This is a genomic window from Cupriavidus sp. CPT47-8839-RL05A, assembly GCF_058792255.1.
The window spans coordinates 77,417-96,530 of record NZ_JBYTEG010000025.1 but is presented as its reverse complement, the minus strand read 5'-3'; the positions used below and the strand labels follow the sequence as shown (position 1 = coordinate 96,530).

The following is a 19,114-nucleotide window of genomic DNA, read 5'->3' as shown; positions in this document are numbered from 1 at the left end:
CCATGCTCAATATCCGCCTGCAGCAGCGCAATGGCAGCGCCGAGGTGATCCATGTGAAGGGGCCAGGCTGCACCATCGGCAAGGATCCCGGCTGCGACGTCGTCCTCAAGGGCCTGCTGATCGGCAAGGTCCACGCCCGCATCGAAGGACACAACGGCGGCTGGTATATCGAGGATCAGGGCGGCATTGCCTCGACGCTGATCAACGGCGACCCGATCACGCGCTATGGCCCGCTGGCCGCGGCCGACCAGATCGAGATCGGCGGCTTCGTGCTGTCGGTCGTGGCCGAGCCGGGGCGTGCGGGAGCGGGCGTGGCGGCGCAGCCATCGCCGCTGCAGCACCACGCCCAACCACCACAGGATGCCGTGGCGCCTCAACCGGCGGTGCCGGTGCCCATGCCTGTGCCGCCTCCGTCGCCGCCGCGGGAGGCGGTGACCCTGTCGCCATCGCCCCAGGCAAGCGAGCCGGTGCCGCGCGAAGCCGTGCCCGCACCCAGGCCGCCGGCACCTGCGCCGAAGCCAGCGCCGGTGGCCGCCAAACCTGCGCCGGCGGCGCCGCTCGACGAGGCCTTGCGCGCGCCCATCAACTCGCCGCGCGGCGTGGAACTGCGCAAGCAGGCGCACCAGCGCCTGATCGCTGCGCTCGACCTGCGCCGCGTCAACGTCGCGCGCATGGCCGAGGACGAGCTATGCGAACTGGTCGGCTCGCTGCTCGACGACATCCTCAAGGAGAGCGTGTTCCGCAGTCAGGAGATCCCGCTGGACGCGCTCAAGCAGAGCGTCTTCGACGAAGTGATCGGGCTGGGTCCGCTCGAAGAGCTGCTGGACGATGACGCGGTCTCGGAAATCATGGTCAACTGCCATGACGAGATCTTTGTCGAGCGCGCCGGCAGGCTGACGCGTTCGCCGGTGATCTTTACCGACGACCGCGCCGTGCTGGGCGCCATCGAGCGCATCGTCGCGCCGCTGGGACGGCGCATCGATGAAAGCTCGCCGATGGTCGATGCGCGCCTGCCCGATGGCTCGCGCGTGAACGCGGTGATCCCGCCGCTCGCCCTCAAGGGGCCGAACATCACCATCCGGAAGTTCTCGCGCAAGAAGCTCAGGGGCGAAGACCTGGTCGGCTTCGGCTCGCTGTCGCCCGAGATGCTGGAGTTCCTGCGCACCGCCGTGGAGCGGCGCGCCAATATCGTGATCTCCGGCGGCACGGGCTCGGGCAAGACCACGCTGCTGAACGTGCTGTCTAGCTTCATCCCGGATGACGAACGCATCGTCACGGTCGAGGATGCTGCCGAACTGCAGCTGTCGCAGCCCAACCTGGTGTCGCTGGAGGCGCGGCCGCCCAATATGGAAGGCAAGGGCGCGGTGACGATCCGCGACCTGGTCAAGAACTGCCTGCGCATGCGCCCGGACCGCATCGTCGTCGGCGAATGCCGCGGCGGGGAAGCGCTGGACATGCTGCAGGCCATGAATACCGGCCATGACGGCTCGCTGACCACGGCCCACGCCAACTCGCCGCGGGACTGCCTGTCGCGTCTCGAGGTGATGACGCTGATGGCGGGGCTGGACCTGCCGGTGCAGGCCATTCGCGAACAGGTCTGCTCGGCGGTCGACGTGATCGTGCAGCAGACGCGCTTCTCCTGCGGTTCGCGCCGCGTGACGCATATCACCGAGGTCAGCGGCATGGAAACGGGCGTGGTGCAGCTGCAGGACGTGTTCATGTTCCGCGAGGAAGGCTACGGTGCCGACGGCAAGGTCAAGGGGCGCTATGTCGCCACCTCGTATATCCCGGATTTCTACCAGGACCTGATCCGTCGCGGCATCCAGGTCAATACGGGCATCTTCACCGCCCGCGACGAGTAAGGAGGCCATATGAACCTTGCCCTGGTGCTGTGCGGCGCCTTCCTGATGACTGTGCTGATTGCGTGGGCCGTGCTGTCGCAGGGCAAGCGCTGGTTCGTGCGGCACACGCAGACGCTGGCGACCGAGGTCGAGGCCTCGCTGGCCGATCTCTTCATCTTCATCAACATGCGGCAGGTGGCCGGCATCTCGGTGGTGGCGGTATTCGCGCTGCCGCTGCTGACCTGGCTGGTGTCGCAGAACGTGTTCTTCGCGATGCTCAGCATTCCGGTGAGCCTGCTGCTGCCGCGCGCGCTGGTGAAGAAGATGCAGCGCAAGCGCCTGATGGCCATCGAAGACCAGATGCCGGATGCGCTGCTGATGATGTCGAGCGCGCTGCGCGCCGGCGCCAGCTTCCCGATGGCGCTGGAAAGCGTGGTGGCCGAGTCGCGCCCGCCGATCTCGCAGGAGTTCGACCTGCTGATGCGCGAAGTCCGGCTTGGCGTGGACCTGATGGACGCGCTGCGCAATATGGAGAAACGCATCCCGGTGCCCGACTTCCTGATGGTGACCGCGGCCATCACGATCTCGCGCGAGGTGGGCGGCAACCTGGCCGAGACGCTGGAGTCGGTGGCGCGCACGCTGCGCGAGAAGCACCAGATGGAAGGCAAGATCCGCGCGCTGACCGCGCAGGGCAAGATGCAGGGCCTGGTGATGACGGGCTTGCCGCTGTTCCTGATCGTGGTGCTGAACCACATGGAGCCGGTGGCGATGGCGCCGCTGTTCAATTCGCCGATCGGCTGGGGCACGCTGTCCGTGATCGCGGTGATGGAGCTGCTTGGCTACAAGGCGATCAGCAAGATCACCCATATCGATGTCTGACCGGGGCCGACCATGATGCTTGTTGTTGCCTTCGCCCTCGCCGCCGGCCTGGTCGGCGTGCTCGCCGCCACCACCATGGCCATGCGCCGCCTCACCGTGGCCGTGCCCGACGAGGCGCGCGACTACCTCGACCCGCTGCCGCCGTCGCTGCGCGCGGTCTGGCCGGTGGTGCGCTTCTTCGACCACCATTTCGTCTGGATCACGCCGAAGTCGCTGCGCGCCGCGGTGGACGAGCAGTTGCGCCTGACGGGCATGTCGTTCCTGATGACGGCGCGCCAGTTCCTGTCGCTGTCGATCGTTTCGGCGCTGGCGTTCTGCCTGCTGGCGGGCATAGCCATGCTGGGGCTGGACGTGTTCTCGCCGCTGCTGTTGCTTGCCGCCGGCGCGCTGGGCTTCTTCTATCCGCGCATCTGGCTACGCGACGTGCGCAAGCGCAACCTGCTGCAGATCACGCGCCACCTGCCGGTGTTTCTGGATTTCCTGACACTGAGCGTGGAGGCCGGCCTGAACATCAACGGCGCACTGCTGCAGGCGGTGGAGAAGGGGCCTGAGGGCCCGCTGCGGCGCGAGTTCGAGCACGTGCTGCGCGACCTGAAGTCGGGCCTGAGCCGCGCCGATGCGCTGCGCCGCATGGATGACCGCCTGCGCGTGAAGGAGGTCACCAATTTCGTCGGTGCCGTGATCCAGGCGGAGCGCATGGGCTCGGGGCTGGCCGCCACGCTGCGCTTCCAGTCGGAGCAGCGGCGCACCGAGCGCTTCCAGCGCGCGGAGAAGCAGGCCATGGAAGCGCCGGTCAAGCTGATCTTTCCGCTGGTGGTGTTTATCTTCCCGGTCACCTTTATCGTGCTTGGCTTCCCGATCGTGATGAAATTCATGCAGGAAGGGCTGCTGTGAGGCAGGCGCGCCTCTACCTGCGGGCCAGCCACGGCACGCTCGACACCGGCGTGCGGGTGTCGGTGGCGGCCACTGCGCGCGAACGCATGACGGGGCTGCTCAGCCGCGATTCGATGGCACCGGACGAAGCCTTGCTGCTGTCTCCCTGCGGCGCCGTCCACACCTTTGGCATGCGCATGGCGATCGACGTGGTGTTTCTCGACAAGCGGCAGCGCGTGCTGGCGGTGCACCCGAGCGTGGGGCGCCAGCGCGTGCGTGCTCACTGGCGCGCGTGCCAGACGCTTGAGCTCGGCGCGGGGCGCGCGGCGGCATTGGGGATTGCGCTGGGCCAGACCCTGGAAATGCGGGAGGAGGGGCCATGACGCACCAGCAAAAGCACGCGGCGCGGCGCGGGGCACGGGGACAGTCCGCGGTGGAATTCCTGATCATCGCGCCGGCGCTGCTGCTGCTGTGCCTGGGCGTGATCCAGTTCGGGCTGCTGTACCAGGCCAAGGCCACGCTCGACCACGCTGCCTTGCAGGCCGCGCGCGAAGGCGCCGTCGACCACGGGCGGCTGGCCAGCATGCGCAAGGGGCTGGCGCTGGGGCTGACGCCGCTGTTCGTGCGCTCCGCCGACCGTACCGCGCATGCCACCGGCTATGCCAAGGCCCAGTTCGAAGCCCGCACCCAGGCCAGGATCGACGTGCTGAACCCGACGCCGGCGGCGCTGCAGGATTTCGGGCGAAGCGGCTACTACGCCGGCAAGACCACGCGGGAGATCCCCAACGACAGCCTGATGTACCGCGCCACCAGCGCGGGGCCGTCTTCTGGCGTCAATATCCAGGACGCCAACCTGCTGAAGATCCGGGTCACGTACTGCTATGAAATGTTCGTGCCGTTTGCCGACCGCACCATCTACTCGCTGGTCAACGGCATCCGGAATTTTGTTGCAACCGGTTCGTACGGCGGCATGGAGGTCCCGACCACGCCCAATTTCTGCACCGGACGGGCCACGCTGGCGTCGGAATGGCGCATCCCGCTCGAGTCCGAGGCGATCGTGCGGATGCAATCGCCGTATCGCGGCAACTGATGCTTCCGCAGCCGCCGTTTTTGTAAGTATTTGTGAAAATTTGCCGGGATAGGCCCGAAGACACCGATGCCAGAATCGACAAGGTCGACAAAATTGCCGAAGCGGGGTTGTTTGGCGTTGCTGTTGTTGTGTAACCTCGGGTTCGTGCCGCGACCGGCGCTGGCGGCGATGGAGGTTTCTCGCTCCGAAGGCGTGCAGATCATCACCACGCGGCGTGCGCCGCCGGCGGTGAGCGGCGCCGTGCCGGCGTCGGCAGCGCGGGCTCCGGCGGCTTCCGCGCCCCAGGCAGCGGCACCGTCCGCACGCGGCAACGCGCCCGACCTGGCGCAGGCCGCCGTCGCGGGCGCCGCGCAGGCGGCGATTCCGAGCGTGGCGGCCAGCGATGAGCGCGAGCTGGTCAAGCGTGCGCTGGCCGAAGAGCAGCGCGGCATGAACGAGGCGATCGCGAACTACGCGCGCGCCAGCAAGGCCGGAGCCAGCCCGGAAACACTGGCGCCGCTGGAGCGGGAAGTCCGCGCGCGGCTGCAGAAGATCGACATGCTGATGCGCGCCCCGCATTGAGGCGCGCACCGGACCGGCCGGCATCACAAAAAGAAGAAGGGGAAGTACCTTGAAGGGAATGACGTTTGGACTGACGACCCGCAAGGCCGCCATCGGCCTGGGCGTCGTGGCCCTGCTGGCCTTGGCGGGCTGCAAGAAGAAGCCTGCTGACAGCGCCGCTGTGCAAGGCGATGCGCAGCCCGCGCCTGCTGCGGCATCGGCGCAGCCCGTGGCATCGGCGCCGGCAACGCCCGCGCAAACCAACGTTGCCGGCCTGTGGTCGGGCGCGTTCGTGGTCAATCGCGACAAGGAAGACCGCTCGTGGTATCCGCTGCTCAATGAGATTCCGGACCATGCCGGCTTTATGCGCAACGGCAGCCGGCAGGAGCTGGTGATTGCGCTGGCGCAGGCCTCGTCCGTCGACGTGCTGCGCTTCCGCGGCCTGTCCGATGCCGGGGCGCGCAGCAATGCGCGCCATGCCCGCGTCGAAGCCTCGGCCGGCGGCACGCAAGGCCCCTGGACCGTGATCTACGATGCGGACCTGCCGGGGCAGGACGGCTACGATACCCGCGTGCCGCTGGCCCAGCCCGTCAAGGCCGGGGCCCTGCGCCTGACGCTTACCGGCAACCGCTGGTCGGGCGACCAGGACGAGGGCCAGATCGGCCTGCAGCAGTTCATGGCCTACGGCAAGCCCGAGGCCGTGGCCGACAAGGTGCGCCAGGTGGGCGGCATCTACCAGTTCCCGGTGGAATTCGGTTCGTCCGGCTACGTGCTGCTGCACCAGGACGGCGCTGCGGTGGAAGGCTGCTACGTGGAAGGCGACTACAGCAACAAGCAGATGAAGATCACGCAGGTGCTGGGAACGATTTCCGGCGGGCTGGAAAATGGCGCCCTGCTGGCTTTCCGGCGCACCACCGAGGGCGCGCCTGAGAAGGGCGCCATGGCCTTCAGCCCGGACGGCAGCCATGCCTACGCGGCGCTGGTGAAGGGCGATGCCCGCACCTTCGACAGCGTGCGCGAGGCCGGCGGCTGGCGCCTGGCGGACACGGCGCCGCCGTGCTTCCCGAAGGCCGAGGCCGCCCCCGATCCCATCGGCCAGGCGCTGGAAGGCGCGGGCCGCGTGCAGCTCTACGGCGTCAACTTCGAAACCGATTCCGATGTGCTGAGCGCGGCGGCCCGGCCGCTGCTGGACCGTGCCGCCAAGGCGGTGCTGGCGCACCCCGACTGGCGCCTGCGCGTCGAGGGGCATACCGACAGCACCGGCGGCGACGCGCGCAACCAGCCGCTGTCCGAGCGCCGCGCCGCCGCCGTCAAGCGCTACCTGGAAAGCGCTGGCGTGCCCGCCGACCGCCTCGATGCCAAGGGCTATGGCGCCACCCATGCGCTGATGCCCAACGACACGCCGTTCGGCCGCGCGCAGAACCGCCGCGTGGAGCTGGCCAAGCAGTGATGCCTGCGCTTGTGGCCGCGCCGGCGCGCGGTGTGGTGGCGGCAATGCTGCTGGCGGGCGCGGTGCCGGCCGGCGCCGAGATCGTGATGCATGCCGACCGCGGCAGCGGCGTGACCTTCCTCACGTCGCGCAGCGCCGCGCCGGCACGGCTGGCGTCCACCGCGGCGCCCGCGGCATTGCCAGCGCGGGCGTTTATCGGGCTGCCAACGCTGGCGGCGGCAAAGGCCGCGGTCGTCAGCGCCAAGTCCCCACCCTCTGAGCTGGTTGCCCTCGCGCACCGCGCGGCGCAGGCCGCGGCGGTGGACCCGCATCTGCTGATGGCCATGGTGGAGGTGGAGTCGGGCTGGAACCCGCAAGCCACCTCCGTCAAGGGCGCCATCGGCCTGACGCAGCTGATGCCGGCCACGGCTCGCATGCTGGGCGTGACCGATGCCTATGATCCGGCCCAGAACCTGCAGGCCGGTGCGTCCTACCTGGGCGGCCTGCTGTCGCGCTTCAACGGCGACACCAGCCTGGCCCTGGCCGCCTACAACGCGGGCGAAGGCGCGGTGCTGCGCCACGGGTCGCGCATCCCTCCGTTTGCCGAGACCCAGGCCTACGTGCCGCAGGTGCTGGGCCGCTATGCGCGCTTGCGCGGCGGCCAGGACGGCAGCACCGCGGCGCCCTTGCGCCAGCCGGCGTCGCCGGCGCAGCACGGCGGCCTTGCCATTGTCTCGTATCAGAACCCCCCGCCTCCGCGGTGAAGAAAAAGGAGAAGTCATGAAGTCGTACTGGATTCCGCGTGCCTGCCTGCCGGTCATGCTGGCGCTGGCTGTTGCCGGCTGTGGCAAGGAAGAAGGGCGTTCCGCCGCGGCCAGCGATGCCTTGCCGAAGGCTTGCCAGGAAGCCGAGGCCGCGCAGCGCGCCTGCACCGAGAACATGGCGGCCAAGCTCGACAAGTCGGGGCAGGCCGCGGCCGCCCAGACCCTGCGCGACGGGCTGCCCGGCGAGCTGGAATCGATCCGCACGCGCTGGGCCGGCGTCTCCGACAAGGATGGCCTGGCGCAGTCCTGTGCGACGGTGCGCGACAGCTTCCGCGACATGCCGCAATGCAAGGACTGACTGCCGGTGCTTTGCTGAACTGACCAATGGAGAGGCGACAGATGCCGAAGAATTCCGACCGCGCTGGCGCGCGTCAATCCCTGGACCGCCGCACGGCGCTTGGCGCAAGCGTGGCCCTCGCTGCGCTGCTGCTGCCGGCAGCCGCAGCGGCCGGCGTCTGCGATGCGCCGTGGATGCACGACGGCGGCGAGATCCGCATGACCATGCAGGGCGGTGCGCCGGGCACGGCGACCATGTCCGTGTCCGGCGTGCGCAAGTCGGGCAAGGGCCAGTGCAATGCCAATATCAGCGTCGTGTCGAAGGTGGCCGCGGCCGGCTCGGGCAACGAGACGCGGCTGGACTACACCATGGCGGTGATCGAAGACCGCCTGACCATCTCGCGCGGCGGCGCGCCGGGCAAGGTCGAGGGCAAGAGCGCCGCCGGCACGGCATCAGGCATGCTCGACAGCAGCGCGGTCGGCACGCTGGCCTACGGCGGCGTCATTGAAGCGGAAGGGCAGCGGCTGCCGGGCGAGTCGCAGACGGTGCGCATGGACCTGCAGATGACCGCCGCCGGCCAGAGCGCCGGCCAGGCCAGGATCCCGTCCGCCAAGGTCACCATCGGCGGCAAGGTCGTCGGCAAGCGCGCGACCATCCCCACCCGCCTCGGCCAGAAATCCTGCTGGCCGGTCCGCTACGAGCGCAGCACGACCATGGCGCCGGTCACGGTGGCGGGCCACACCGTGTCGGTGCCGCCGGCGAGCGCCAGCGTTACGGACTGGTACTGCCCCGACATGGGCCTGGTCATGAAGCAGGAGGTCGTGCAGAGCGGCCAGACCGGTACCATCGAGGTGGTCTCGGTCAAATAGCCCGGACATCGTCCGGATCGTCCCCCCAGGCGCTTGTCCACGAAGGCGATGGCAGCCCCGCCGACGCGGCAAGGTGTGCGCTAAAGTTCTCTGCGCTGCTGCCGTTGGTTTATGGATCGATAACAAGCGGAGCGCCGGCACCCGCCGCGCGGCTGCACAAGACGATTCAGGGGACGCATGACGCATGAGTCGGGTTTGCGCCTGGAGCTTGCCGAGCCAGGCGAGCAGGTGCATGCGCGCTACACGCCGCAGCCAGGCAGGCTGCCGCCGGACCAGGCCAGCCTGCGCCAATGCCTGGACAGCCTGGGCTGGGCCGGGGCGCGGCTGGATGCGCGCGCGATGGCGCAGTTCCTGGCGCAATGCCAGCGCGCCGAGCATGAGATCGATGCCACCATCGGTGCGCTGATCGACGGCGCGTTCGAGCTCGACATCGCCGCCGACGGCCTGGCAGTGCGGCTGACGCTGCTGCCAGCCGAAGGCGGCCGCCCGGTCGGCGCCGAGGACATCCGCCGTGCCGCGGCGGCGCGCGGCGTGGTGGCGCCGATCCAGACCCTGGCACTGGACGCCGCGCTGGCCGAAGGCCGTTGCGAGCTGCGCACCATTGCTGCCGGCGTCGCGCCGCGCCAGGGTGAGCCGGCGCGCTTCATCAACCTGCTCGAACCGCGCAAGCCGGCGCAGCCTGACGACGAGGCCGGCAAGGTCGACCTGCGCGACCTGGGCAATCTGCTGCTGGTCAGCCCCGGCACGCCGCTGATGCGGCGCGTTCCGGCGGTGCGCGGCAATGACGGCGTCGACGTATTTGGCAAGCCCGTCGCCGCCGATCCGGTCGATGATCCGCCCTTTGCCGAAGGCCTGACCGGCGCTGCCGCCGATGCCGACGATGCGGAGCTGCTGCGCGCGGTGATCGCCGGATCTCCGGTGGTTGGCGTGCACGGCATCTCGGTCAGCCCCGTGGTGCAGGTGGAATCGGTCGACCTGCACTCGGGCAACGTGGCGTTCGACGGCACGCTGCGCGTGTCGGGCGACATCCGCACCGGCATGTCGGTCAACGTCAGCGGCGACGTGGTGGTCGAGGGCACCATCGAAGCCGCCAATGTCGAGGCCGGCGGCAATGTCATCGTCAAGGGCGGCATTATCGGCAAGGCCGACACCGGCCGCGCCGAAGGCGGCATCAGCCGCGCCAGCGTGCGCTGCAAGGGCGCGGTGAAGGCGCGCTTTATCGAGAACGCCGTGGTCGAGGCCGGGACCGAGGTCAACGTCGAAAGCGGCATCCGGCAGAGCGATGTTGCTGCCGGCGAGCGCATCGTGGTGGGCGGCACCGGCGCGCAGGGCAGCATCAGCGGCGGCCGCAGCCGTGCCTTGCTGGCGGTGCGCGCCGCGGTGCTGGGCGCGCCGGCCGGCACCGCCACCAGCATCCAGGTCGGCCTGAATCCATTTGCCGACGCACAGCGCGCCGCGCTGGAAGCCGAGCGCCGCCGCATGCTGGCAGAGCAGAACAAGGTCAGGCAGCTGGTGGATTTCTTTGCCAAGCATCCCGAGAAGGCCGTGGGCGACCTGCGCGAACAGGCACGCGCGACACTGTTCAAGCTGTCGCGCGACCTGTTCGAGCTGGAGGCCCGCCTGGCCGAGCTGGGGCAGCAGATGCAGCCGGCCGCCGAGGCCGTGATCGACGCCGCGCGCCGCATCCATGGCGGCGTCACGCTGCAGGTAGGCAGCCGCGTGCTCAAAGTGATGGAAGACAAGCCTGGCGGCCAGATCCGCCTGGTCGACGACCGCATCGCTGTCAGCTGAACGCGCGCTGTTATCCGCGGGGATTTGTACTATGCTGCAGTTATGTCCTGGGGTGCCGCAGGATGGGCGAGTGAGCTAGAGTCGGGCAGTGAATGAAGAAGCGGATCAGCACTCTGCGGAAGCGTTACACGGAACCAACTCACGTGGCACTGGAATAACCGGAAGGCCAGCCATCAAGGCTGGCCTTTCTGCTTTCCGGGACGGCTGCCGGGCGAACTACACTGAAGGTGCAACCATTATCCAAAGGAGGTTGCGATGGCCGCCACCTTGATTACCGCGCTGGTCCTGATCGCCCTTGTTGCGTGCGCCGCATTTACCATCTGGATGTTGCGGGAAAAGAACCCGACGCTGCTGCAGCAGCAGGAGCAGTCGGTGCGCACCTGGTTTGACCACATGATCCATCGCCACTGACGCGTGGCGATTGGCTTTCGGGCAGCCCGCCGCAACGGCGGGCTTTTTCATGGGCTGAGGCTCAAGCCGCCCACAAGCGCAGTTCGTGCAAGCCGCTGCGCTCCACCCGGGTGCCGAGTGCCCGTCCCTCGTCTTCGAACATGGCCTGCAGCCACGCCATATCCACTTCGCGCGCATAGGCCAGCCGGAAATGGCTGCGCCGCAACGGCACCAGCCGCAGGTCGGCGCTGCCGCCGGCATCGAAGCTGACAAAGACCATCAGCGCCAGGTCCGGCCGGTAAGCGTCGTAGCCGCCGATGCCTTCGTAGTCGTTGATGAAATCGCCGCAGCCGTACAGGATCGGCTTGCCGGCATGCAGCTCAATCCCGAGCGGATGATGCGAGGAATGCCCGTGCACGATGTCGATTTCGCCGCCCTCCACCAGCGCGCGGGCGAAGGCGCGTTGCGCGGGGTCGATGTGGTAGCCCCAGTTCGGGCCCCAGTGGATCGATACCACCACGATGTCGCCGGCACGCCTGAACTTGCGCACCTGCGCGGCAATGCGTTCGCGCGATGCCACCGACCAGTCTTCCAGCAGGTTCACGCCGGAATGTCCGGCGCTGGCGCGCCAGGCCGCGGGGGTGCCGGCATTTTCCATGGCGAGGGCCAGCACCAGCACGCGGCCGCCGCCGGGCCGCTGCAGCAGTGCGGCGTGCGCCGCGCTTGCCTCGTCGGGGCCGGCGCCGGCATGCGCGATATGCGCGCCGTCCAGCGCTGCCAGCGTATCCGTCAGGCCCGCGCGTCCCCAGTCCATCACATGGTTGTTGGCCAGCACTGCGCAGTCGATGCCGGCGGCCTGCAGGCAGGCGACATTGTCCGGATGCATGCGATAGTGCACCGCCTTGCCGGGCCAGACATCGTCGCTGGTGGTGACGGCGGTTTCCAGGTTGACGATGCGCGGCCGCGCAGCGCGGCTTTCCAGTTCCGCCAGGGCATCGCCCCAGGGGTACTCCGGCGCGGCGGGGCGTGCGATCGGGCCGGCCTTATGCTCGGCCAGGCGCACGTAGTCGAGCGCCGAATGCACATACGATTCATGCAGCAGCGGCTGGCTGGGATGCGCGAGGATCTGGTCGATGCCGCGCCCGGTCATCACGTCGCCGCACAAGAACAGGGGAGGGTGGCTGGCTGTGTTCATGGTGCAGACGGACGGCGCGAGGGCGCCGTCCCGGCTGTTCATTCATGATAGGCCGGCAGGGTGGCGGGGCGGCATGAACGCGTTGCGGCACTTGCCATGGGGATTGTGCGCGTGGGGCCAAAGGCCCATTTACATTCAAGCGGTGACTGCCTTAAATGATCTAGTCATCGGTCCTCGTGGCCATTTCCCTGCACCCAGACGCCGCGCGCCGTCCGATGTTTCCAACCAGCATCGGGAGGCACACTATGGCCCAGCCATCGCAGGAACACATTGAGGCACTCAAGGCGCAGCTGCGCGGGCGCCTGCTGCAGCCGGACGACAGCGGCTACGACGAAGCGCGCCGCATCTGGAACGCGATGATCGACCGCCGTCCGCCACTGATCGTGCAGGCCGCGGGCGCTGCCGACGTGATCGCCGCGGTCAACTTCGCGCGCGACCATGGCGTGCTGCTGTCGATACGCGGCGGCGGCCACAATATCGGCGGGCTGGCGATCTGCGAGGACGGCATGGTGCTGGACCTGTCGCAGATGAAATCCGTGCGCATCGATCCCCACGCGCAACGCGGCTATGTGGAGCCCGGCGCCACGCTGCGCGATTTCGACCACGAGGCGCAGGCCTTTGGCCTCGCCACGCCACTGGGCATCAACTCCACCACCGGCGTGGCCGGGCTGACGCTCGGCGGCGGCTTCGGCTGGCTCAGCCGCAAGTTCGGCACCACCGTCGACAACCTGGTGGCGGCACAGGTCGTGACCGCCGACGGCAAGCTGGTGCGCGCCAGCGCCGGCGAGAACGCCGACCTGTTCTGGGCGCTGCGCGGCGGCGGCGGCAACTTCGGCGTGGTGACGATGTTCGAGTTCCGGCTGCACCCGGTCGGCCCCGAGATCTATGGCGGGCTGATCGTCTATCCGCTGGAACAGGCCGCCGCGGTGTTGCCGGCCTACCGTGAACTGTTCAAGTCGATGCCTGACGAGCTGACCGTCTGGGTGGTGCTGCGCCAGGCGCCGCCGCTGCCGTTCCTGCCGCCCGAGACGCACGGCAAGCCGGTCGCGGCACTGGCGATCTGCTATATCGGCCCGCCTGACAAAGGCCCCGAACTGGTCGAGCCGTTGCGCAAGCTCGGCACACCCTATGGCGAGCATCTCGGCCCGATGCCGCTCACGGCATGGCAGCAGGCGTTCGATCCATTGCTGACACCGGGCGCGCGCAACTACTGGAAATCGCACAACTTCGCCGGGCTGGACGACGGCCTGATCACGATGCTGATCGAACAGATCGGCAAACTGCCCTCGCCGCAATGCGAGGTCTTTATCGGCGCCATGGGCGGGCAGACCAACCGCGTCGCGCCCGATGCCACCGCCTACGCCAGCCGCGACGCCAACTTCATCATGAACCTGCACGGGCGCTGGGACGCGCCCACTGACGACGACAAGTGCATCAGCTGGGCCCGTGAAGTGTTCCGCGCGGCAGCGCCCTTCGCGCTGGGCAGCGTCTATGTGAACTTCCTGACGCAGGAAGAAACCGACCGCATCGGCGCGGCCTACGGGCCCAACTACGACCGGCTGGTCGAGGTGAAGCGGCGCTATGACCCGGGCAACCTGTTCCGCCACAACCACAACATCAATCCGGCGGCGTAACTGGCGTAATCTGCAGGGGCAGGCAGGAAGGCGGGGCAGGGCGGTTGGCCTGCCCCGCCTTCACGCGGCTGCAATACCGGCATGCGAGTATCGGCGCGACCGCGTTGTATCCACAGGGAGAGCAGATCAGATGAGACCGGGCGAAGCAGAATTGGTGCGGCGCATCCACAACGAGGTGGCCGACTACTACGACGAAGAGATCGAACTGGAACTGGACGACCGCGAAGCCAGCGAGGCCTTCGGCGATCCGGTGCACCTGGACGACGAGGCCGAGCAGGACAGCCGCCGCCACTATTTCCGCGAGCTGTTCCGCCTGCAGGGCGAACTGGTGCGGCTGCAGAGCTGGGTGGCAGCCACCGGACACAAGATCGTCATCATCTTCGAAGGACGCGACGCCGCCGGCAAGGGCGGCGTGATCAAGCGCATCACGCAGCGCCTGAACCCGCGCGTCTGCCGCGTGGCGGCGCTGCCAGCGCCCAACGACCGCGAACGCACCCAGTGGTACTTCCAGCGCTACGTGGCGCACTTGCCCGCCGCCGGCGAGATCGTGCTGTTCGACCGCAGCTGGTACAACCGCGCCGGCGTCGAGCGCGTGATGGGCTTCTGCTCCGACGACCAGTACGAAGAGTTCTTCCGCTCAGTGCCCGAGTTCGAAAAGATGCTGGTGCGCTCCGGCATCCAGGTGATCAAGTACTGGTTCTCGATCACGCACGACGAACAGCGCCTGCGCTTCCTCAGCCGCATCCACGATCCGCTCAAGCAGTGGAAGCTGAGCCCGATGGACCTGGAATCGCAGCGCCGCTGGGAGGACTACACCAAGGCCAAGGAAATCATGCTCGAGCGCACGCATATTGCCGAGGCGCCGTGGTGGGTGGTGCAGGCCGACGACAAGAAGCGCGCACGGCTGAACTGCATCCATCACCTGCTGAGCCAGGTGCCCTATGCGGAAGTGGAGGCACCCAGCGTGGTGCTGCCGGGGCGCGAACGGCATGAGGACTATGTGCGGCAACCGGTGCCGAAGGAGATGATCGTTCCGGATGTGTATTGAGGGAACAGACCCTAGGGTTTGCACGGGTGCGCCATCGTCCCCCTGGGGTAGGCGGCTACCTATAATGAAAACAGCCGCCTGTAAATCCAAGGGTGGCCGTTATCGTGGAACTGCTAGTTTTTTGGGCGGCCATGCTTGCTGCCTACCTCCTGATGAAGCGTGCCGGCTGCTTCAGCCAGCCGGTGCTTTATCCCGACTTCGATCATCCCTTCCGCTACTGGTGGGCGCACCGGCTGGGGCGCCCGCTGCCACCGCCGGCTTTGCCCGATCACAGGCAACAAAAAACCCGGAGAGCGTGACGCTGTCCGGGTTGGCTTGTGTGGGCGATGCCCTGGAATTCTGTGGTGCCGAAGAGAGGAATCGAACCCCCGACCTTCTCATTACGAATGAGCTGCTCTACCGACTGAGCTACTTCGGCAACATGTTCCGGTGAACTGGAACAGCCCGCAATAATAGCAGCGTTTTTCCGCCCTGTGAACCCCTTTTGTGTCGCCCGTGCCATCCGGCCGGGGCCGAAAGAAAACGGGGCGCCACCTGGGCGCCCCGTGCTATTGCCGCGCGGCCGGAATCAGGCCTTGCCTTCGGCTTCCAGGTGGTAGCGCGTGACGCGTTCCACTTCGTTCTTGGAGCCCAGGATCACGGAGACGCGCTGGTGCAGCTTTTCGGGCTGCACGTCCATGATGCGCTGGTGGCCGTTGGTGGCGGCGCCGCCGGCCTGCTCGACCAGCATCGCCATCGGGTTGGCTTCGTACATCAGGCGCAGCTTGCCCGGCTTTTCCGGCTCGCGCTGGTCCCACGGGTACATGAAGATCCCGCCGCGGGTCAGGATGCGGTGCACGTCGGCGACCATCGAGGCGACCCAGCGCATGTTGAAGTTCTTGCCGCGCGGGCCTTCTTCGCCGGCCAGGCATTCGTCGATGTAGCGGCGCACGGGCGGGGCCCAGTGGCGCATGTTCGACATGTTGATGGCGAATTCCTTGGTGTCGTCCGGGATCGTCACATTGGAGTGCGTCAGCACGAAGCTGCCTGCCTCGCGGTCGAGCGTGAACATGTGCACGCCGTTGCCGACGGTCAGCACCAGGGTGGTCTGCGGGCCGTAGACGGCGTAGCCGGCGGCGACCTGGTGGGTGCCGGGCTGCATGAAGTCGGCCTCGGTCACGGTCTGGCCCGGCTTGGGCATGTGCAGCACCGAGAAGATGGTGCCGATCGAGACGTTGACGTCAATGTTCGACGAGCCGTCCAGCGGGTCGAACATCAGCAGGTATTCGCCCTTCGGGTAGCGGTTGGGAATCTCGTAGAACGATTCCATTTCTTCCGACGCCATCGCGGCGAGGTGGCCGCCCCATTCATTGGCGTCGAGCAGCACTTCATTGGCGATCACGTCCAGCTTCTGCTGGGTTTCGCCCTGGACGTTGCCGGTGCCGGCCGAGCCCAGCACGCCGGCGAGGGCGCCCTTGCTGACGGCGTTGGAAATGGCCTTGCAGGCGCGCGCGACCACTTCGATCAGCAGCCGCAGTTCGGGCTGGATCGTGTTGTGCTTGCGCTGCTCCTCGACCAGGTAGCGGGTGAGGCTGATGCGAGTCATGGTTGGTTCTCCTTGGATGGCCGCAATTCTACATGCCCGGCCGCGCTTGGCCGGGCAAAGGGGGCGTTGGCGGGCCTCCTTGTGTCGTTCCCGCCGCTCAGGCGGCCAGCGCCTTGCCGACGATCTCGCGCACGTCGCGCGACAGCGTGCTGCTGGCGGCGACGCGTTCCAGTTCGGCGCGCATGCGGTCGCGCAGCGCCAGTTCGTACTTCTGCCAGCGGTCCATCACCCGCGCCAGGCGCGCCGCCACTTGCGGGTTGATGGCGTCGAGCGCCAGCACCTGGTCGGCCCAGAAGCGGTAGCCCGAGCCGTCCTGGGCGTGGAACTGGGCCGGGTTGCCGGAGCAGAAGCTGAAGATCAGCGAACGCGCGCGGTTGGGGTTGCGCAGGTTGAAGGCGGGGTGCTCCATCAGCGCGAGCACGGTGTCGATGGTGCGCTTGCCGGCGTGCGGGCCGACTTCACCGCGCTGCATGCCTTGCAGCGAGAACCATTTGTCGATCACCAGCGGGTCGTCCTCGAAGCGCTCATAGAAGTCCGCCAGCGCGTGCTCGCGGCCGGGGGCGAAGCTGTTGACCAGCGCCGACAGCGCGGCGAAGCGGTCGGTCATGTTGTCGGCGTTCTGGTACTGCTGCTCGGCCAGCGCCTGCATCGCGGCATCGCCGCCGTCGGCCAGGTAGCCGAGCGCAAGGTTGCGCAGTGCGCGCCTGGCGGCGGAGGTGGCATCGGGCGAGTAGGCGCCCGGCGTGGCATTGCCCTCGTAGGCGGCGAGCCAGTCGGCCTGCAGCGCGCGCGCCAGGCCTTCACGCATGAACTGGCGGGCGCGGTGGATGGCGGCGGGATCGGCCACGCCCATGCGCTCGGCCAGGTAGGCCTCGGCGGGCAGCACCAGCGCCTGTTCGCGGAAGGCGGGGTTGAGCGTGTCGTCGGTGAGCACGGCGCGCATGGCCTGCACCAGCGCGGGATCGAGCTTGAGCTCGCGCCCGGCCTGGACCTCGGCCACCAGCTGCAGCAGCGCGCGCGTGGCCAGGCGCTGGCCGGCTTCCCAGCGGTTGAAGGCATCGCTGTCGTGCGACAGCTGGAAGGTCAGCTGCGCGTCGGTGTACTCGGCATCGACGATCACCGGCGCCGAGAAGTTGCGCAGCAGCGAGGGCAGCGGGGCACTGGCGCCGCGCGGCAGGTTGATGAAGCGGAAGCTCTGCTCGGCCTGCGTGAAGTCGAGCACGCGCGTGGTCGTCCCGGGCGTGCTTTCGCCTTCGAGCTGCAGCGGCAGGTCCTTGCCGTCTGCGCCAAGCAGCCCGAGCGCGAACGGGATATGGAAGGGCTGCTTCTCGGGCGTGCCGGCGCGGGTCTCGATGCCGACCTTGGGGCAGCGCTGCGACAGCGTCAGCGTCAGGCTGCCGTCGTCGCCGTTCCAGTCCGTGCGCGCCGTCACCACCGGGGTGCCGGCCTGGCTGTACCACAGGCCGAACTGCGTCAGGTCGCGGCCGTTGGCATCGGCCATGGCCGCGCGGAAGTCGTCGCAGGTGACGGCCTGGCCGTCATGGCGCTGGAAGTACAGGTCCATGCCCTTGCGGAAGCCGTCGCGGCCGAGCAGGGTCTGGTACATGCGCACGACTTCGGCGCCTTTCTCGTACACGGTGACCGTGTAGAAGTTATTGATCTCTTCATAGCTGTCGGGGCGCACCGGGTGCGCCATCGGGCCGGCGTCCTCGGGGAACTGCACCTGGCGCAGCACGCGCACGTCCTCGATGCGCTTGACCGCACGGCCGGATTCCGAGCCCATCATGTCGGCCGAGAACTCCTGGTCGCGGAACACCGTCAGGCCTTCCTTGAGCGAAAGCTGGAACCAGTCGCGGCAGGTCACGCGGTTGCCGGTCCAGTTGTGGAAGTACTCATGGCCGACCACCGCCTCGATATTGGCGAAGTCGGTGTCGGTGGCGGTCTGCGCGTTGGCCAGCACGTACTTGGTGTTGAAGATGTTCAGGCCCTTGTTCTCCATTGCGCCCATGTTGAAGTCGCCCACGGCGACGATCATGAAGCGGTCCAGGTCCAGTTCCAGCCCGAAGCGGCGCTCGTCCCAGCGGATCGAATGGATCAGCGAATCCATGGCGTGGCGGGTCTTGTCGAGGTCGCGCGCCTCGACCCAGACCTGCAGCAGCTTGTCCTTGCCGGAGGCGGACTGGATCCGTTCCTCGATGCATTCGAGCTTGCCCGCGACCAGCGCGAACAGGTAGGCCGGCTTGCGGAACGGGTCTTCCCATACGGCTTCATGGCGGCCGTCGGGCAGTTCGCGCTGGCCCACCAGGTTGCCGTTGGACAGCAGCACCGGATAGGCGGCGCGGTCGGCGCGCAGCGTGACGCGGTAGGTCGCCATCACGTCGGGGCGGTCCAGGAAGTAGGTGATGCGGCGGAAGCCCTCGGCTTCGCACTGGCTGAAGAAGTTGCCGTTGGACACATACAGGCCCGACAGCGTGGTATTGGCCGCGGGCTGGCAAGCGGTGGTGATCTCCAGCGTGCCCTGCGCCGGCAGGCCGGGGATGGTCAGCGTGCCGGCATCCTGGGTCGCGTTGGCGACCGGCTTGCCGTCCAGGCTGACGCCGATCAGTTCGAGTTCCTCGCCGGCCAGCACCAGCGCTGCGTCGGGCGCGCCGGCCTGGCGCGCGAAGCGCAGCGTGCTGGTGACCACGGTGCGCTGGGGATCGAGGTCCAGCACCAGTTCGGCGTGGTCGATGGCGAACGGCGGCGGGGTATAGTCTTTGCGATAGACGGTAACGGGCGTGTCGGTGCGCAGCATGGAAAGATCCTGTCTTCGGAAGACCGTTAGGAAAGGGGGCGGGCCATGCGCGCGG

At 68.0% G+C, this 19,114-nt stretch carries 17 protein-coding genes and 1 tRNA gene; 14 read left to right on the top strand and 4 right to left on the bottom strand.

The features are described 5' to 3' along the window. Nucleotides 1-2: 2 nt before the first annotated feature. From AC3WVS_RS26405 to AC3WVS_RS26350, 12 genes are all read left to right on the top strand, one after another. Nucleotides 3-1,862, top strand: a complete 1,860-nt coding sequence (locus AC3WVS_RS26405; RefSeq protein WP_492320961.1) for a TadA family conjugal transfer-associated ATPase — start codon at nucleotides 3-5, stop codon at nucleotides 1,860-1,862. Between the two features lie 9 nt (nucleotides 1,863-1,871). Next, nucleotides 1,872-2,720, top strand: a complete 849-nt coding sequence (locus AC3WVS_RS26400; protein ID WP_492311138.1) for a type II secretion system F family protein — start codon at nucleotides 1,872-1,874, stop codon at nucleotides 2,718-2,720. Nucleotides 2,721-2,732: 12 nt separating this feature from the next. Continuing rightward, nucleotides 2,733-3,614: a type II secretion system F family protein gene (locus tag AC3WVS_RS26395; RefSeq protein ID WP_492320960.1), complete on the top strand. Its 882-nt coding sequence runs from the start codon at nucleotides 2,733-2,735 to the stop codon at nucleotides 3,612-3,614. Further along, nucleotides 3,611-3,976: a DUF192 domain-containing protein gene (locus AC3WVS_RS26390; RefSeq protein WP_492320959.1), complete on the top strand. Its 366-nt coding sequence runs from the start codon at nucleotides 3,611-3,613 to the stop codon at nucleotides 3,974-3,976. Before AC3WVS_RS26395 ends, AC3WVS_RS26390 begins: the two co-directional genes overlap by 4 nt. Beyond that, nucleotides 3,973-4,683, top strand: a complete 711-nt coding sequence (locus AC3WVS_RS26385; RefSeq protein WP_492320958.1) for a TadE family protein — start codon at nucleotides 3,973-3,975, stop codon at nucleotides 4,681-4,683. The genes AC3WVS_RS26390 and AC3WVS_RS26385 overlap by 4 nt, the downstream gene beginning before the upstream one ends. Nucleotides 4,684-4,851: 168 nt before the next feature. Then, on the top strand, nucleotides 4,852-5,244 hold the full coding sequence (locus AC3WVS_RS26380) for a hypothetical protein (RefSeq protein ID WP_492320957.1): 393 nt from the start codon (nucleotides 4,852-4,854) through the stop codon (nucleotides 5,242-5,244). Between the two features lie 58 nt (nucleotides 5,245-5,302). Further along, the gene (locus tag AC3WVS_RS26375; RefSeq protein WP_492320956.1) at nucleotides 5,303-6,673 is read left to right on the top strand and encodes an OmpA family protein; all 1,371 of its coding nucleotides are present in this window, start codon (nucleotides 5,303-5,305) and stop codon (nucleotides 6,671-6,673) included. Continuing rightward, nucleotides 6,673-7,416 (top strand): lytic transglycosylase domain-containing protein, encoded by a 744-nt coding sequence (locus AC3WVS_RS26370; protein ID WP_492320975.1) that lies wholly within the window; start codon nucleotides 6,673-6,675, stop codon nucleotides 7,414-7,416. The genes AC3WVS_RS26375 and AC3WVS_RS26370 overlap by 1 nt, the downstream gene beginning before the upstream one ends. A gap of 16 nt (nucleotides 7,417-7,432) precedes the next feature. Continuing rightward, on the top strand, nucleotides 7,433-7,774 hold the full coding sequence (locus AC3WVS_RS26365) for a hypothetical protein (RefSeq protein WP_153956191.1): 342 nt from the start codon (nucleotides 7,433-7,435) through the stop codon (nucleotides 7,772-7,774). A 41-nt stretch (nucleotides 7,775-7,815) separates the two neighbouring features. Further along, a complete protein-coding gene (locus AC3WVS_RS26360) occupies nucleotides 7,816-8,622 on the top strand; it encodes a hypothetical protein (RefSeq protein ID WP_492320955.1) in 807 nt (268 codons plus the stop codon). Between the two features lie 177 nt (nucleotides 8,623-8,799). Beyond that, nucleotides 8,800-10,413: a flagellar assembly protein A gene (locus AC3WVS_RS26355; protein ID WP_492320954.1), complete on the top strand. Its 1,614-nt coding sequence runs from the start codon at nucleotides 8,800-8,802 to the stop codon at nucleotides 10,411-10,413. Between the two features lie 255 nt (nucleotides 10,414-10,668). Next, entirely contained in the window at nucleotides 10,669-10,824 is a 156-nt protein-coding gene (locus AC3WVS_RS26350; protein ID WP_013955963.1) for a hypothetical protein, read from the top strand. A 61-nt stretch (nucleotides 10,825-10,885) separates the two neighbouring features. Here the strand turns inward: AC3WVS_RS26350 and AC3WVS_RS26345 are convergent, their stop codons facing one another. Then, on the bottom strand, nucleotides 10,886-11,998 hold the full coding sequence (locus AC3WVS_RS26345; RefSeq protein ID WP_492320953.1) for a CapA family protein: 1,113 nt from the start codon (nucleotides 11,996-11,998) through the stop codon (nucleotides 10,886-10,888). Nucleotides 11,999-12,243: 245 nt separating this feature from the next. Here AC3WVS_RS26345 and AC3WVS_RS26340 point away from each other — a divergent pair, with 245 nt between their 5' ends. Both AC3WVS_RS26340 and ppk2 read left to right on the top strand, forming a co-directional pair. Further along, entirely contained in the window at nucleotides 12,244-13,632 is a 1,389-nt protein-coding gene (locus AC3WVS_RS26340; protein ID WP_492320952.1) for an FAD-binding oxidoreductase, read from the top strand. A gap of 130 nt (nucleotides 13,633-13,762) precedes the next feature. Continuing rightward, complete coding sequence (gene ppk2 / locus AC3WVS_RS26335) at nucleotides 13,763-14,680, top strand: polyphosphate kinase 2 (RefSeq protein WP_436221104.1); 918 nt, start codon at nucleotides 13,763-13,765, stop codon at nucleotides 14,678-14,680. A 342-nt stretch (nucleotides 14,681-15,022) separates the two neighbouring features. On the opposite strand, the gene AC3WVS_RS26330 is transcribed toward ppk2, so the two are convergent. The 3 genes from AC3WVS_RS26330 to pepN all read right to left on the bottom strand — a co-directional run bounded on the left by AC3WVS_RS26330 (nucleotide 15,023) and on the right by pepN (nucleotide 19,059). After that, nucleotides 15,023-15,098: transfer RNA gene (locus tag AC3WVS_RS26330), tRNA-Thr, on the bottom strand. A 150-nt stretch (nucleotides 15,099-15,248) separates the two neighbouring features. Continuing rightward, complete coding sequence (locus AC3WVS_RS26325) at nucleotides 15,249-16,265, bottom strand: class 1 fructose-bisphosphatase (protein WP_492320951.1); 1,017 nt, start codon at nucleotides 16,263-16,265, stop codon at nucleotides 15,249-15,251. Nucleotides 16,266-16,362: 97 nt separating this feature from the next. Continuing rightward, entirely contained in the window at nucleotides 16,363-19,059 is a 2,697-nt protein-coding gene (gene pepN / locus AC3WVS_RS26320) for an aminopeptidase N (protein WP_492320950.1), read from the bottom strand. Nucleotides 19,060-19,114 lie beyond the last annotated feature (55 nt).

Excerpts from the sequence above, each read along its gene's own strand:
- AC3WVS_RS26370 (WP_492320975.1), top strand. The coding sequence starts at position 6,673 with ATGCCTGCGCTTGTGGCCGCGCCGGCGCGCGGTGTGGTGGCGGCAATG.
- AC3WVS_RS26325 (WP_492320951.1), bottom strand. The coding sequence starts at position 16,265 with ATGACTCGCATCAGCCTCACCCGCTACCTGGTCGAGGAGCAGCGCAAG.
- AC3WVS_RS26405 (WP_492320961.1), top strand. The coding sequence starts at position 3 with ATGCTCAATATCCGCCTGCAGCAGCGCAATGGCAGCGCCGAGGTGATC.
- AC3WVS_RS26380 (WP_492320957.1), top strand. The coding sequence starts at position 4,852 with ATGGAGGTTTCTCGCTCCGAAGGCGTGCAGATCATCACCACGCGGCGT.
- AC3WVS_RS26340 (WP_492320952.1), top strand. The coding sequence starts at position 12,244 with ATGGCCCAGCCATCGCAGGAACACATTGAGGCACTCAAGGCGCAGCTG.
- AC3WVS_RS26365 (WP_153956191.1), top strand. The coding sequence starts at position 7,433 with ATGAAGTCGTACTGGATTCCGCGTGCCTGCCTGCCGGTCATGCTGGCG.
- AC3WVS_RS26375 (WP_492320956.1), top strand. The coding sequence starts at position 5,303 with ATGACGTTTGGACTGACGACCCGCAAGGCCGCCATCGGCCTGGGCGTC.
- AC3WVS_RS26345 (WP_492320953.1), bottom strand. The coding sequence starts at position 11,998 with ATGAACACAGCCAGCCACCCTCCCCTGTTCTTGTGCGGCGACGTGATG.
- AC3WVS_RS26400 (WP_492311138.1), top strand. The coding sequence starts at position 1,872 with ATGAACCTTGCCCTGGTGCTGTGCGGCGCCTTCCTGATGACTGTGCTG.
- ppk2 (WP_436221104.1), top strand. The coding sequence starts at position 13,763 with ATGAGACCGGGCGAAGCAGAATTGGTGCGGCGCATCCACAACGAGGTG.
- AC3WVS_RS26350 (WP_013955963.1), top strand. The coding sequence starts at position 10,669 with ATGGCCGCCACCTTGATTACCGCGCTGGTCCTGATCGCCCTTGTTGCG.
- AC3WVS_RS26395 (WP_492320960.1), top strand. The coding sequence starts at position 2,733 with ATGATGCTTGTTGTTGCCTTCGCCCTCGCCGCCGGCCTGGTCGGCGTG.
- AC3WVS_RS26355 (WP_492320954.1), top strand. The coding sequence starts at position 8,800 with ATGACGCATGAGTCGGGTTTGCGCCTGGAGCTTGCCGAGCCAGGCGAG.
- pepN (WP_492320950.1), bottom strand. The coding sequence starts at position 19,059 with ATGCTGCGCACCGACACGCCCGTTACCGTCTATCGCAAAGACTATACC.
- AC3WVS_RS26360 (WP_492320955.1), top strand. The coding sequence starts at position 7,816 with ATGCCGAAGAATTCCGACCGCGCTGGCGCGCGTCAATCCCTGGACCGC.
- AC3WVS_RS26385 (WP_492320958.1), top strand. The coding sequence starts at position 3,973 with ATGACGCACCAGCAAAAGCACGCGGCGCGGCGCGGGGCACGGGGACAG.